At 57.3% G+C, this 13,423-nt stretch carries 10 protein-coding genes; 8 read left to right on the forward strand and 2 right to left on the reverse strand.

The annotated features are described in order from the left end of the window. Position 1 precedes the first annotated feature (1 nt). Positions 2 to 463, forward strand: a complete 462-nt coding sequence (locus V3W49_RS04420; RefSeq protein ID WP_500143916.1) for a (2Fe-2S)-binding protein — start codon at positions 2 to 4, stop codon at positions 461 to 463. A 5-nt stretch (positions 464 to 468) separates the two neighbouring features. Next, positions 469 to 1,056, forward strand: a complete 588-nt coding sequence (locus V3W49_RS04425; RefSeq protein WP_500143917.1) for a nucleotidyltransferase family protein — start codon at positions 469 to 471, stop codon at positions 1,054 to 1,056. Here V3W49_RS04425 and V3W49_RS04430 read toward each other — a convergent pair. Continuing rightward, positions 1,034 to 2,761 carry a sigma 54-interacting transcriptional regulator gene (locus V3W49_RS04430; protein WP_500143918.1) on the reverse strand — a complete coding sequence of 576 codons (1,728 nt, stop codon included), beginning with the start codon at positions 2,759 to 2,761 and terminating at the stop codon, positions 1,034 to 1,036. The two genes, V3W49_RS04425 and V3W49_RS04430, sit on opposite strands and share 23 nt — an antisense overlap. Before the next feature lie 338 nt (positions 2,762 to 3,099). On the opposite strand from V3W49_RS04430, the gene ygeW reads away from it, so the two are divergent. The 5 genes from ygeW to arcC are packed head-to-tail and all read left to right on the forward strand — an operon-like array spanning position 3,100 to position 9,155. Then, positions 3,100 to 4,290 (forward strand): knotted carbamoyltransferase YgeW, encoded by a 1,191-nt coding sequence (gene ygeW, locus V3W49_RS04435; RefSeq protein WP_500143919.1) that lies wholly within the window; start codon positions 3,100 to 3,102, stop codon positions 4,288 to 4,290. Between the two features lie 56 nt (positions 4,291 to 4,346). Beyond that, the gene (gene dpaL / locus V3W49_RS04440; protein WP_500143920.1) at positions 4,347 to 5,540 is read left to right on the forward strand and encodes a diaminopropionate ammonia-lyase; all 1,194 of its coding nucleotides are present in this window, start codon (positions 4,347 to 4,349) and stop codon (positions 5,538 to 5,540) included. A gap of 29 nt (positions 5,541 to 5,569) precedes the next feature. Next, the gene (locus tag V3W49_RS04445) at positions 5,570 to 6,784 is read left to right on the forward strand and encodes a YgeY family selenium metabolism-linked hydrolase (protein WP_500143921.1); all 1,215 of its coding nucleotides are present in this window, start codon (positions 5,570 to 5,572) and stop codon (positions 6,782 to 6,784) included. Between the two features lie 45 nt (positions 6,785 to 6,829). Beyond that, positions 6,830 to 8,218, forward strand: a complete 1,389-nt coding sequence (hydA, locus tag V3W49_RS04450; RefSeq protein ID WP_500143922.1) for a dihydropyrimidinase — start codon at positions 6,830 to 6,832, stop codon at positions 8,216 to 8,218. 4 nt (positions 8,219 to 8,222) lie between these two features. After that, the gene (arcC, locus tag V3W49_RS04455; protein WP_500143923.1) at positions 8,223 to 9,155 is read left to right on the forward strand and encodes a carbamate kinase; all 933 of its coding nucleotides are present in this window, start codon (positions 8,223 to 8,225) and stop codon (positions 9,153 to 9,155) included. Here the strand turns inward: arcC and V3W49_RS04460 are convergent. After that, positions 9,145 to 9,990, reverse strand: coding sequence for an XdhC family protein (locus V3W49_RS04460; RefSeq protein ID WP_500143924.1), 846 nt, complete (start codon positions 9,988 to 9,990; stop codon positions 9,145 to 9,147). The genes arcC and V3W49_RS04460 overlap by 11 nt on opposite strands. A 330-nt stretch (positions 9,991 to 10,320) precedes the next feature. Here V3W49_RS04460 and ygfK point away from each other — a divergent pair, with 330 nt between their 5' ends. Then, a complete protein-coding gene (ygfK, locus tag V3W49_RS04465; protein ID WP_500143925.1) occupies positions 10,321 to 13,422 on the forward strand; it encodes a putative selenate reductase subunit YgfK in 3,102 nt (1,033 codons plus the stop codon). Position 13,423 lies beyond the last annotated feature (1 nt).

Below are 13,423 nucleotides of genomic sequence, written 5' to 3' on the forward strand. Positions count from 1 at the left end.
CATGCATCGTATTGAACTGAAAGTGAACGGCATCCATGTTCACCACGACGTCGGAGATAATCAGCGGCTGATCGATTTTCTGCGCGACGACCTGCGTCTGACGGGCACCAAAGAAGGGTGTTCCGTCGGCGAATGCGGCGCCTGCACGGTTATCGTCGACGGTAAGGCAGTCTGCTCTTGCCTGTTACTGGCGGCCCAGTGCGACGGCGCAGAGATCGTCACCGTCGAAGCGCTACGCCACGATAAGGTCGGGCAGCGGCTACAGGCAGCCTTTGTCCGCCACGGCGGCGTCCAGTGCGGCTTCTGTACGCCCGGCGTGTTGATGAGTGCTAAAGCGCTGCTGGACAGCACGCCACAGCCGACCGACGCTCAAATCAATGACGCGCTGGAAGGCAATCTGTGTCGCTGTACCGGTTACGCGCCGATTATCAAATCGATAAAAGCTGTTCTGAAACCGGCCTGAGCACTATGAAACAGTGCCTGATGCTGGCGGCGGGGCTGTCATCCCGTATGGGACAGTGGAAGATGCTGCTGCCCTGGGGCAATAGCGGCTGCGTACTGGACAGCGCGCTGGATAACGCGCTCGCTTTTTGCGAGCGCGTGGTACTGGTTACGGGGTTTCGGGGCGAAACCCTGCATCAGCGCTATGCCGACAAACCCGGCGTGGTGCTACGCCACAATCCCGATTACCGCCAGGGCATGTTCTCATCGCTGCGCTGCGGCGCGCAGGCGCTGACGCCAGGCTACCACTTCTTTATGGTGCCTGGTGATATGCCCGCCATTAACCCCGCTATCTATGCTGCGTTATGGCGCCACCGCAGTAACTTAAGTCTGGTTCCTTTCTGCGACGGGGGCCGGGGCCACCCGGCGCTGCTGCCTCCCGTGCTGCGCGAACGCATTCTCAACGCCGCACCACAGGATAATCTGCGACAGATTATGGCAAGCCTGGGTCGAAAAACCCTACTGGTGGACAGCCATAGCATCCACTGGGATCTGGATACGCCGTCGCAGTATTACCAGATTCGCGAACGCCTCACGCCAGGCCATACTTCTTAATCTTGCGGTACAGCGTGGCCACGCCAATTCCCAATTCATCAGCCACCTGTTTTTTATTGCGGGTGCGCTGTAACGCCTCTTCAATCAGCGTTTTTTCCACCGATTTAAGATTCGGCTGGGCGCTCTCTGCCACTGCACTGACACAGCTATTATCGTTACCTGCTTCCTGCAATGCAGGCGCATGAAAATAGTGGGAATGGAAAACCGGCGGCAACAGCGCGCTGTCGATCACTTCACCTTCCGGCACAATATTGATCAGATACTCCACCAGATTACTTAATTCGCGCACGTTGCCCGGCCACGAATGGCCGCACAGCATCTTCATCACTTCCGGACTCACTCCGGCCCAGCGGCGGCCAATACGTCGGGCGTGCCAGGCCATAAAATGGTTGATCAGCAACTCCACATCGCCTTCTCGTTCACGCAGTGGCGGCAGGCAGAGCGGGATTACGTTAAGCCGATAGAAAAGGTCTTCGCGAAAATTGCCTTCGCGAATATGAGCTTCCAGATTCTGATGGGTGGCGGAGATAATCCTAATATCCACCGGCACCGGTACGCTGGAGCCAATCGGCATCACTTCCCTGCTTTCTATAGCGCGCAACAGGCGCGCCTGTAACCCTATAGGCATATCGCCAATCTCGTCCAGGAACAGAGTGCCGCCGTTGGCCACCTGAAGCAGCCCCTGCTTCCCGCCAGGCGACGCACCGGTAAAGGCCCCTTTCGCATAACCAAATAGCTCGCTTTCCAGGAGATTTTCCGGTATCGCCGCGCAGTTGATGGCGACAAAGGTTTTATCGTGGCGCGGGCTAAGGCGATGAATAGCACGCGCCACGACTTCTTTCCCGGTACCGCTTTCCCCCAGAATCATCACGCTGGACGGGCTACCGGCAATACGGCCGACCAGGTGCCTGAGTTTGCGAATGGCCGCCGATTCCCCAATCAGATTCTTAATGGTGGGCACTGCCGGCTCCGGCGTTTTCCCCTCCCGCTCGGCTGGCTGGCAGGAGGACGGGAGTAAAAATGCGCCGTTTTCCGCCTCAACGAACTGACCGGTAATACGCCAGCGCCGCTCCTCCGCTCGCAGCAAAAAAGTCTGCTGCCCCGGGGAACACTCCAGAACGGCATTCTGCCACAGCAACACATCTTCTTCCGATCCGATCATCTCCCTGGCTCGATCGTTAATCAGCATCACGTTTTGTTGTCGATCGCAGAGGATCACGGCGCGGTCGATACCCGCCGCCAGACGCTGAAGCAGTGGATCGAGTGGAGGCTCCTTCTTATGCAGCACGGAAAGGTTATCGGCCAAAAGCGTGGAAATATGGCGAATATATTCAATAAACATGCTGGTATGTTCGCGCAAATGACGCAGTTGTGTAATATTCACCGCCACCAGGCTTATCACCCCCAGACACCGCTGCTGGTGGACGATCGGTACGCCGACGAACCCTCGCTCCCGACAGCTTTCGCGCTGGGTGCACTCCTGACATAACAGGTTCTGCCGGGAATCGAAGATCACCACTTCCTGATTTTTATCCATCACCTCTTTCAGCAACAGCGTATTACTGGCTGGCACCTGGCCAAAACGCTGTCCGTAGGGGCCGGTACCCGCGATACGCAGCAGTTGGTTATCCACGACCTCCACTTCCAGATGCAGCACATTCGCCAACAAACTGGCGAAATGCTGTACGGTTTTTTGAATCGGCATCAGGAGGGAATCAGATGGGGGTTCGCTGTGAATAGCTGAGCAGATATTTTTGATGTTTTCGCAGACATTATCAGCCTTCTGGTCTCTCATTTTGATAACTGAGTTTCCTTTTCTCATTTTGATCTCCCTTGATCCGCACACTTTGATTCAGATAGCGCCATTGTTTGAGGTTACTCCCTGAGAGGTATGAAAAAACATGACTGATGCCAAACATTTAGCACTGGCTCACAACCTGGCACAAAACTTGTTTGTTAGTAGCTGCGCGTCTTCAGGAAAACGAAGTCGCTTCCTCTCATATACCCGAACTTGTCAATTAGTGTTCGTAAGGGATCTCATAAATGAAAGAGATAAAACGTCTGATTAATATCATTAACGATAAGCCGTCCGAGCTACATAAAAAGGATTTTTTACTGACATGGGAACAAAGCCGCGACGAGCTGGAACAGATTCTTTACCTGGCCGAAGCCCTGAAATCCCTGCGTGCCAGTAATATTGACACCCGCGTATTTAACAATGGCCTGGGCATCTCTCTGTTTCGCGATAACTCCACCCGCACCCGCTTTTCCTATGCATCGGCCCTTAACCTGGTCGGTCTGACTCAGCAGGATCTTGATGAAGGGAAGTCACAGATAGCCCACGGTGAAACGGTACGCGAAACCGCCAATATGATCTCCTTTTGCGCCGAAGCCATAGGTATCCGCGACGATATGTATCTTGGTGCCGGTAACGCCTATATGCGCGAAGTGGGCGCAGCGCTGGATGAAGGATTCGCCGAAGGGGTACTGCCGCAGCGTCCCGCGATCGTCAACCTCCAGTGTGATATCGACCACCCAACCCAGGCGATGGCTGACCTGGCCTGGCTTAAAGAGCATTTCGGCAGTCTGGAAGAGCTGCGCGGCAAGAAAATCGCCATGACCTGGGCCTATTCCCCCAGCTACGGTAAACCGTTGTCGGTTCCTCAGGGCATCATCGGCCTGATGACGCGCTTTGGAATGGACGTTACCCTGGCTCACCCCCAGGGCTACGATCTGATTCCCGATGTCATTGACGTAGCAAAAAATAACGCCCGCAATTCCGGTGGTAGCTTCCGCCAGGTCACCACGATGGAAGAAGCCTTTCAGGATGCCGATATTGTCTATCCCAAATCCTGGGCGCCCTGGCAGATCATGCAACAGCGTACCGAGCTGCTGCGTAAAAACGACAGCCAGGGGCTTAAAGCTCTGGAACAGACCTGTCTGGCAGAGAACGCCCGCCACACCCACTGGCACTGCACCGAGGAGATGATGTCACGCACCCGCAACGGCAGCGCGCTCTACATGCACTGCCTGCCCGCAGACATCACAGGTATCTCCTGTGAACGCGGCGAAGTGGAAGCCAGCGTGTTCGAACGCTACCGCATCGCCACCTATAAAGAGGCCAGTTGGAAGCCCTGGATCATCGCCGCCATGATCCTCGCCCGCAAATTCGCTAAACCCGGCGATGTGCTGGCGCAACGTCTGGAAGCCGCCATTCCCCGTATATACGGCTAACGACCTCTCCGGGCCCCGCCGTTCGCGGGCGTCCGGGATGTTTGAGGAATTCTCGTATGTCACAGTTTGAACTAAAAATAGAGATCGCCGACAACGGGCGTTTTCACCCGACCCCGGACCCGCTCTTCGGTCAACAGGCCGCCCAGGAGGCGCGTCGCTTCCACCGTACCCTGAACGGCTATCGCCCCACGCCGCTGTACGCCATGAACGACTTCGCCCATGCCCTGGGCGTCGGCCAGGTACTGGTGAAGGATGAGTCTCAGCGCTTCAGCCTGAACGCGTTCAAAATGCTGGGAGGAACCTGGGCTATTGCCCGTCTGCTGTGTAGGAAGCTGAATCTTGATATTCAGCAGTTCTCGTTCGAAAAGTTTCGCCAGTTGAACAGACCGCCCATGACCTTCGCCACCACCACCGACGGCAACCACGGCCGTGGTGTGGCCTGGGCCGCCCGTGAACTGGGACAACGCGCGGTCATCTATATGCCGAAAGGCTCTTCACCGTTTAGGGTAAAACACATTACCGACCTGGGTGCAGAGTGCATCGTCACCGATATGAACTATGACGATACCGTGCGCCTGACCATGCGCATTGCCGCCGAACGTGGATGGGAAGTGGTTCAGGATACCGCCTGGGAAGGCTACACCGACGTTCCAACGTGGATTATGCAGGGCTACGCCACGCTTGCCGACGAGGCGGCGGAACAGATGGAGGCGATGCTGAACGCGCCGCCGACCCATATTCTACTCCAGGCCGGCGTCGGCGCCATGGCGGGCGGAGTTCTTGGCTACTTCGCCGATCGCTATGGCGCCGAACGGCTGCACGCCATCGTGGTGGAGCCCGATCGCGCCGACTGCCTGTACCGTTCCGCCATTCAGGGCGACATAGTCAACGTCTCCGGTGATATGAATACCATAATGGCGGGTCTGGCCTGCGGCGAACCTAATCCCCTCGGCTGGCCGCTGCTGCGCGATAACGTCAGGCAGTTTATCTCCTGCGAAGATCGGGTCGCAGCGTTGGGTATGCGGGTGCTGGGCAATCCCCTGGGAAACGATCCGCGGGTCGTTTCCGGTGAGTCGGGAGCCGTCACCGTCGGCCTGCTGGCCGCCGTCATGCACCATCCCCAGCGCGCGGCGCTTATGAAGAAATTAAACCTCACCCCGGAATCACGCATTCTCGCCATCAGCACCGAAGGCGATACCGATCCGCAACACTATCGCGAAGTGGTATGGGAAGGAAAAGACGCAATTTAAGTAATCAAGAATGAATAAGGAATCTTGTCATGGCTAAATCTGTACCCTTCAACGACATCCTGAAACTGGCCCAACGCTATCAGCCGGAAATGACGCGCTTTCTGCGCGATATGATCGCGATCCCCAGCGAAAGCTGCGATGAAAAACGCGTTATTCACCGCATTAAAGAAGAGATGGAAAAAGTTGGCTTTGATAAAGTCGAAATTGATCCCATGGGCAACATCCTGGGCTATATCGGTCACGGGCCTCGGCTGCTGGCAATGGATGCGCATATCGATACTGTCGGTGTCGGCAATATCAATAACTGGAAATTCGATCCTTACGAGGGCATGGAAGACGACGAAATTATTGGCGGGCGCGGCACGTCAGATCAGGAAGGCGGCATGGCATCAATGGTTTATGCCGGTAAAATTATCAAAGACTTAGGACTTGAGGACGACTATACGCTACTGGTGACAGGTACCGTCCAGGAAGAGGACTGCGATGGCCTTTGCTGGCAGTACATCATTGAACAGTCTGGCATTCGTCCGGAATTCGTAGTGAGTACCGAACCCACCGACTGCCGAATCTATCGCGGTCATCGCGGCCGTATGGAAATTCGCGTCGAGGTAGACGGTATCAGTTGCCACGGCTCAGCGCCGGAGCGCGGCGATAATGCGATCTTTAAAATGGCGCCCATCCTGACCGAGCTGCAATCCCTGGCGAATCATCTGGGCAATGATGATTTCCTTGGTAAAGGCACCCTGACCGTTTCGGAAATCTTTTTTACTTCCCCCAGCCGCTGCGCGGTCGCGGACAGTTGCGCTATCTCCATCGACCGTCGCCTGACCTGGGGCGAAACCTGGGAAGGGGCGCTGGAAGAGATCCGCGCATTACCCTCCGTGAAGGCGGCTAAAGCCCGGGTGCTGCTCTATCAGTACGACCGCCCATCCTGGACCGGACTGGTCTACCCCACTGAGTGCTACTTCCCCACCTGGAAAGTGGAAGAAGATCACTTTACGGTACGTAGCCTGAGCGCGGCTTACCAGGGTCTGTTCGGCAAGGATCCGGTGGTCGATAAATGGACCTTCTCGACCAATGGCGTCTCGATTATGGGCCGCCACGGTATTCCGGTCATCGGCTTCGGTCCAGGTAAAGAGCCGGAAGCCCACGCCCCCAACGAGAAGACCTGGAAGTCACACCTGGTCACCTGTGCGGCGATGTACGCGGCAATTCCGTTAACCTGGCTGCAGCAGAAATCCTAAAACCCAGGTAGGGGCGCTCTGAGCGGGCGCCCCAGGAGCAGAGTCATGAAAGTATTAATTAAAGGCGGTACCCTGGTCGATGCCAACGGACAATACCGCCGCGACCTGCTGATCGAGAATGGAAGAATCGCCCGAACTTCTGCCGATATTCCTGACAAACAGATCGACCAGGTAATTGACGCCAACGGCCTGCTGGTCATGCCTGGCGGTGTAGACGTGCATACCCATTTCAATATCCAGGTTGGCAGCGTCCGCAGCTGCGACGATTTCTTTACCGGCACCCGTGCCGCGGCCTGCGGCGGTACCACGACCATAATCGATCACATGGGATTCGGCCCAGCTGGCTGTAACCTGCACCACCAACTGACTCAGTACCATCAGTATGCCCACGATAAAGCGGCGATCGATTACAGCTTTCACGGCGTTATTCAGCATATTGATGATGCGATCCTTGACGAGCTGGCTGCCATGGTGCACGACGAAGGCATCAGCAGCTTTAAATTTTACCTGACCTACCAGTATCACTTACCGGACGGCGACGTTCTTCGTCTGCTACAGCGCCTGAAGCAGGTGGGCGCACTGGCAACGGTACATCCGGAAAACGATGCCGTGGTGAACTTCAACCGCCAACGCTTTATCGCCGAAGGAAAAACCTCCCCCATCTGGCATGCCCGTAGCCGCCCGGCAGCCTGCGAAGCCGAAGCCATCGCCCGCACTATCAACCTGGCCAGACTTGCCGGCGATGCGCCGCTCTATATCGTGCACCTCTCTAACGGGCTGGGGCTTGATTATATTCGCCTTGCCCGGGCCGAAGGTCAGCCTGTATGGGCGGAAACCTGCCCTCAGTACCTGCTGCTGGATATCAACCGCTATCTGGAGCCTGACGGGCTGAAATACATCCTTAGCCCACCGCTACGCCCAAGACCCGAGTTAGACAAACTGTGGGTGGGCATTGCCGACGGAAGTATCGATACCGTCGCTACCGACCACTGTACCTTTCCGCTTTCCCTGCGCCGGGCGTTGGCCGCTGATGATTTCAGCCGCTGTCCGAACGGCCTGCCCGGGGTCGAAAACCGGATGGCGCTGTTTTTTTCCGAAGGCGTCGCTACCGGGCGCATCAGCCCTTCGCGCTTTGTGGCGCTGACCAGCACCACGCCGGCGCAACTTTTCGGCTTATGGCCGCGTAAAGGCAATCTGATGCCCGGTAGCGATGCCGATCTGGTGCTGTTTGATCCCGACTGTCGCACCACCATTCATCACAGCGAACTGCATGATAACGTCGACTACTCCCCCTGGGAGGGATTTGCCTGCCATGGTTGGCCGGTTATGACCCTCTCCCGTGGTGAAGTGGTTTGCGATCGCGGGCGCTTCACCGGCCGGGCGGGGCACGGACGTTTCCTGCATCGGCAGCCTTTTTCCGTTAATCGGGGGTAAATCTATGAAGAAAAGAATCGTACTGGCGCTGGGAGGCAACGCGCTGGGCAAAGATCTGGCAGAGCAAATGCAGGCGGTGCACAGCACGGCACAGACGCTGGCCGGACTCATTGAAGAGGGACACGAGCTGGTAATTACCCACGGCAATGGGCCGCAGGTCGGCATGATCCACCAGGCCTTTGAGTCCGCCGCCCACACTCCGGCCCATTCGCCGGTACTGCCAATGTCGGTCTGTGTGGCGCTCAGCCAGGGATACATTGGTTACGATCTGCAAAACGCGCTGCGTGAAGAACTGCGCAAGCGCGGTATCAATAAGGGCGTGGCGGCATTGATTACCCAGGTCCGGGTCGACGAGCGCGATCCGGCATTTCACCAGCCCGACAAACCTATCGGCTCCTTTCTGAGCGAAGAAAACGCCAAACAGCTGGCGCAGCAGGGCGTATGCGTTCGGGAAGAGCCCGGCCGCGGCTGGCGCCGCGTGGTGGCTTCCCCCGAACCCGTTGAGATCATCGAGCTGGATGCCATTAAGGCGATGCTGGCCGCCGGCCAGGTGCCAATTGCTATCGGCGGCGGCGGGATCCCAGTGGTCGCGGATGGCGTTCATCTGCGTGGCGCCAGCGCCGTGATCGATAAAGATCGCGCCAGCGCCCTGCTGGCCCAGGCCATCGACGCGGATATGCTGATCATCCTGACCGCGGTAGAAAAAGTAGCAGTGCACTTTAATACGCCCCAGCAGCAGTGGCTGGATAGCATGACGCCTAAGGAGGCTCATGCTTACATCAGCGCCGGCGAGTTCGCGCCGGGATCGATGCTGCCGAAAGTTGAAGCGGCGCTGGCTTTTGCCCAGTCACGTCCGGGACGCCGGGCATTGATTACGCTACTGGCGCGGGCCAGCGACGGTATCGCCGGACGAACCGGCACCATCATCAGCCAGTAACGGCAGCCTCCTGCCGACAGGCGGCGGCTTCAGGCTCGCTGCCTGTCGGCGCCGCTTTCTGTGTTACCCAATGACCGCGATACAGACTGACAATCTCGCCCAGAATGCTAATGGCAATCTCAGCGGGCGTTTCGGCGTGAATATCCAGGCCAAGGGGCGCATATAAACGCGCCACTTCCTGTTCCGACATTCCCATCTCTTTATGCAACATATTACGGAAATGATGGGCCTTGCGTCGACTCGCCAGCAGGCCCAGATAGCGAACCGGCCGTTCGATGACCCCGATCAGCGCTTCCCGATCCTCATGATTGGTAGCGATCACAACATAACTTTGTTCATCCAGCCCCAGTTCAGGAACGATCGTGGCATAATTCTTACCGCTGACTCGACGACATGCCTCCGGAAGGCTGGGATGGTTCAGATTGGCTTCCCAGGTATCGGCCACAGTCACCTGAAAATCCAGCGCCAGCGCCGCCCTGGCCACTTCCCGATTCACATGACCGGCCCCCAGCAGAAAAAGCTCGGGGCGTCGGGGATAAACCGCGATATGTACCGTTACCGCACCGCCGCAGTCGGAACCCACCGCATTTTCCCCCTGGCGTGCCAACCGGCCGTGAAACAGACAGGATGCACCTTCCGCTATCGCTACGCCGGCACGTTCAATAGCGAGTCGTTCCAGCATGCCGCCGCCGATGGTGCCATGCACCTCGCCGTCTTCTGTCACCGCCATACAGGCGGAATGACGCGGTGTTGAACCACGGCTTTCCACTATCTGCAACAGGGCAAAGCTTCGATTTTCCGCCTCCAGGCGGGACAGGGTTGAAAAAATAGTCATCGTACGAGCCCTCATCATTCCGGAATAGATTCCAGAGAGAAGCAACTCTTGTGCCGTCCCTGAATTCCCACCCTGAGACGGATTATCCGCTTCGTATCTTCTCATTTTGATACGGACTATCAGCCAGAATGTCTCACCCTGCGAGAACGGCTGTCAGCTCCCCTGCCTGATGTCTGATTTTCGCATTCAGAGTGCGAAACCAGTCACGATACCAGCGTGAAATCCGTCGCAGACGCACCACTGGCTCAGATGTTGCTTTCCGGTAGCAGCGATCCTCCGGCACCGGCCCCACGCCGGGCACACAAGAACAACAGAGCAAGGAGCAATGTAATGGCTGACATCATGCGTCCCATTCCTTTTAGTGAGCTTTTAACGCGCATCTGCGCCGAATATGAAGAGACGGGAGCCATCTTCGGTATTCCCGAAACCGAGTTTTATACCCGCGATCCCTCGCGCCAGATTTCGCTGTTTGGCGAAACTTGCGACACCCCCCTTGGCCCGGCGGCCGGCCCTCACACCCAACTGGCTCCCAATATCATCGTCGCCTGGCTAACTGGCGGCAGTTTTATCGAGTTGAAAACGGTACAGATTCTTGACCGTCTGGAGCTGGAAAAACCCTGTATCGACGCCAGCGATGAAGCCTTTAATACCGAGTGGTCCACCGAATACACGCTGGAAAAGGCCTGGGACGAATATATGAAGGCCTGGATGGCGCTCTGGCTGCTGGAAACGCTACTCTCCCCGCGAGGCCCGCAACAGGGACGTTCGTTCATCTTCAATATGAGCGTCGGCTACGACCTTAAAGGCATTACCCAACCGCCGATGCAAAAATTTATCGACGAGATGATGAATGCCGGGAAAAACAGCAAATTTACCCAATACCGCCAGGAGCTGGCGCAGTTTATCGCCCAGGGCGGCTGGAAACTTCTGGCCAAAGGCGACGCCCGCTCTCTGAGCGAACTACCGGAACGCATCTCGCCGCGTATGGTGCGCAGCGTAACGCTTTCCACCATGCACGGCTGCCCACCGGACGAAATTGAGTCCATTTGCCGCTATATGCTGACAGAAAAGGGGCTACACACCTACGTGAAGCTCAACCCAACACTGCTGGGTTATGCCCGGGTCAGAGAGATTCTGGACGGCAACGGCTTTGACTATGTCTCCCTTAGCGAGGAGTCTTTCAGCCACGATTTACAGCCGGAACAGGCTCTGGAAATGCTGACGCGCCTGATGGCACTGGGCGCCGAAAAGAAACTCTCTTTCGGCGTAAAGCTGACCAACACTCTGGGTGCCCGCAACCATAAAGGGGTGCTGCCCGGCGACGAGATGTATATGTCCGGACGAGCCCTGTTCCCGCTTTCCATAAATGTAGCGGCCATGCTGTCGCGACATTTCGGAGGCCGCCTGCCCATCTCTTATTCCGGCGGAGCCAGCCAGTTTAACATCGTCGATATCTTTAATTCCGGAATTCAGCCCATCACCATGGCGACAGATCTGCTAAAACCAGGCGGATACCTGCGAATGGCCGAATGCGCCCGCTTACTGTCGCAGCTACCAGACTGGCAGCATAACGGCATTGATGTCGCCGCGCTGGAGCGGCTGGCAGATAAAGCGCTGAGCGCTGACTGGGCTCAGAAAGACTGGAAAGGCAAAGAGGAGATCGATACCGGAGAGGCGCTGCCGCTGGTGGACTGCTATGTCGCCCCCTGCGTTACCGCCTGCGCCATTAAGCAGGATATCCCGGAATATCTGCGGCTGGCAGGCCAGGGACGCTACGCTGACGCCCTGTCGCTGATATACGAACGCAACGCCCTGCCATCTATTACCGGGCATATTTGCGATCATCAGTGCCAGTTCAACTGTACCCGTATGGACTACGAGAATGCCCTGAATATTCGGGCGATTAAAAAGATCGCCCGGGAAAAAGGCTGGGAGGAGTATCGTCTTCGTTGGCATAAGCCCGCAGCTTCCGGCAACCGGCACCCGGTAGCGGTGATCGGCGCCGGCCCCGCCGGGCTGGCAGCCGGTTATTTTCTGTCCCGGGCCGGACATCCGGTAACCCTGTTCGAGCGCGAGGCCAACGCTGGCGGCATAGTCAGAAACATCGTGCCGCGTTTTCGCATTCCGGCTGAACTGGTGCAGCAAGATATCGACTTTATTGCCGATCACGGAGTGAAATTCGTTTATGGTTGCGATCCGAAGCTAACCATCGACGCACTGCGCCAGCAGGGATTCCACTATATTTGCATCGGCACCGGCGCAAGCAAGAATAACGTACTGCAGATAGCCGGGGATAACCCTAACGTCTGGCGCGCCTTTGAATTCCTGCGCGCCTTTAACAGCGATGCTCCACCGCCCTTGCGCGGCGAAATCGCCATTGTCGGCGCCGGCAATACCGCCATGGACTGCGCGCGCGCCGCGTTGCGATTGCCGGAAGTCACCGGCGCCACCATCGTTTACCGCCGGGATCGAGAAGCCATGCCCGCCTGGCCGGAGGAGATCGCCGAAGCTGAACAAGATGGCGTGCATTTCGTCACGCTGGTGAATCCGGAACAGTATGACGCCGATGGCCAGCTGCACCTGCGGGTCATGCGGTTAGGCGAACCTGACGCCGGCGGACGTCGCCGTCCGCTGCCCACCGACGAGCGACGTACCCTGCACTTCGACGCGCTTATTACCGCAACCGGAGAATCCCCGGACTGGCAGGCGCTGCGCGCAATGGGTCTGGAGAGCGACAACGGCGATATTGTGGCAGTCAATCCCCAAACCCTGGAAACCGCGATACCGAACGTCTTTCTGATTGGCGATGTACAGAGCGGCCCGGCATCCATCGTGGCCGCCATCGGCGGCGCGCGTAAGGCCAGCGACGCCATACTCAAGCGTGAAAATATCACCGTGACCCACACCCGTCGCGACGCCATGAATACCGATCCACTGGAAATCTACGCCCGCAAAGGCACTATCGCCGTACGTCAGATAGCACCCGACGCACCCGACGCTTTCGCCCGGCAGGAGGCGGCGCGCTGCCTTTCCTGTAACTACGTGTGTAGTAAATGCGTGGATGTTTGTCCCAACCGCGCCAATGTCGCTATTCCGGTGCCGGGGTTCCACAGCCGCCAGCAGATCCTCCACCTGGACGCCCTGTGCAACGAATGCGGCAACTGTGCCCAGTTCTGTCCATGGCAGGGCAAACCCTATAAAGACAAAGTTACGGTCTTTAGCCTGGCAGAAGACTTCGAGCGCAGCGACAACCCTGGCTTCCTGCTGGACGGAAACCGAATCCACATTCGTCAGGACGGGCGTACCTGGCAGTTGGAGCTTGATGAAAACGGCAAACCTGTCTCCCTGCCAGACGCGCTGACGCAAATGAACCGGCTTATCAACTACACCCGGCAGCATCACGGCTATCTGCTGGGCGTCGTGGAGGAATAAT

This window comes from Rosenbergiella sp. YN46, assembly GCF_036620675.1.
In the GTDB taxonomy this organism is placed as follows: Bacteria; Pseudomonadota; Gammaproteobacteria; order Enterobacterales; family Enterobacteriaceae; genus Jejubacter.

What these genes read in the sequence shown, in the direction of transcription:
- V3W49_RS04420 (WP_500143916.1), top strand. Translation starts at nt 2, where the DNA reads ATGCATCGTATTGAACTGAAAGTGAACGGCATCCATGTTCACCACGAC.
- V3W49_RS04425 (WP_500143917.1), top strand. Translation starts at nt 469, where the DNA reads ATGAAACAGTGCCTGATGCTGGCGGCGGGGCTGTCATCCCGTATGGGA.
- V3W49_RS04430 (WP_500143918.1), bottom strand. Translation starts at nt 2,761, where the DNA reads ATGCCGATTCAAAAAACCGTACAGCATTTCGCCAGTTTGTTGGCGAAT.
- ygeW (WP_500143919.1), top strand. Translation starts at nt 3,100, where the DNA reads ATGAAAGAGATAAAACGTCTGATTAATATCATTAACGATAAGCCGTCC.
- dpaL (WP_500143920.1), top strand. Translation starts at nt 4,347, where the DNA reads ATGTCACAGTTTGAACTAAAAATAGAGATCGCCGACAACGGGCGTTTT.
- V3W49_RS04445 (WP_500143921.1), top strand. Translation starts at nt 5,570, where the DNA reads ATGGCTAAATCTGTACCCTTCAACGACATCCTGAAACTGGCCCAACGC.
- hydA (WP_500143922.1), top strand. Translation starts at nt 6,830, where the DNA reads ATGAAAGTATTAATTAAAGGCGGTACCCTGGTCGATGCCAACGGACAA.
- arcC (WP_500143923.1), top strand. Translation starts at nt 8,223, where the DNA reads ATGAAGAAAAGAATCGTACTGGCGCTGGGAGGCAACGCGCTGGGCAAA.
- V3W49_RS04460 (WP_500143924.1), bottom strand. Translation starts at nt 9,990, where the DNA reads ATGACTATTTTTTCAACCCTGTCCCGCCTGGAGGCGGAAAATCGAAGC.
- ygfK (WP_500143925.1), top strand. Translation starts at nt 10,321, where the DNA reads ATGGCTGACATCATGCGTCCCATTCCTTTTAGTGAGCTTTTAACGCGC.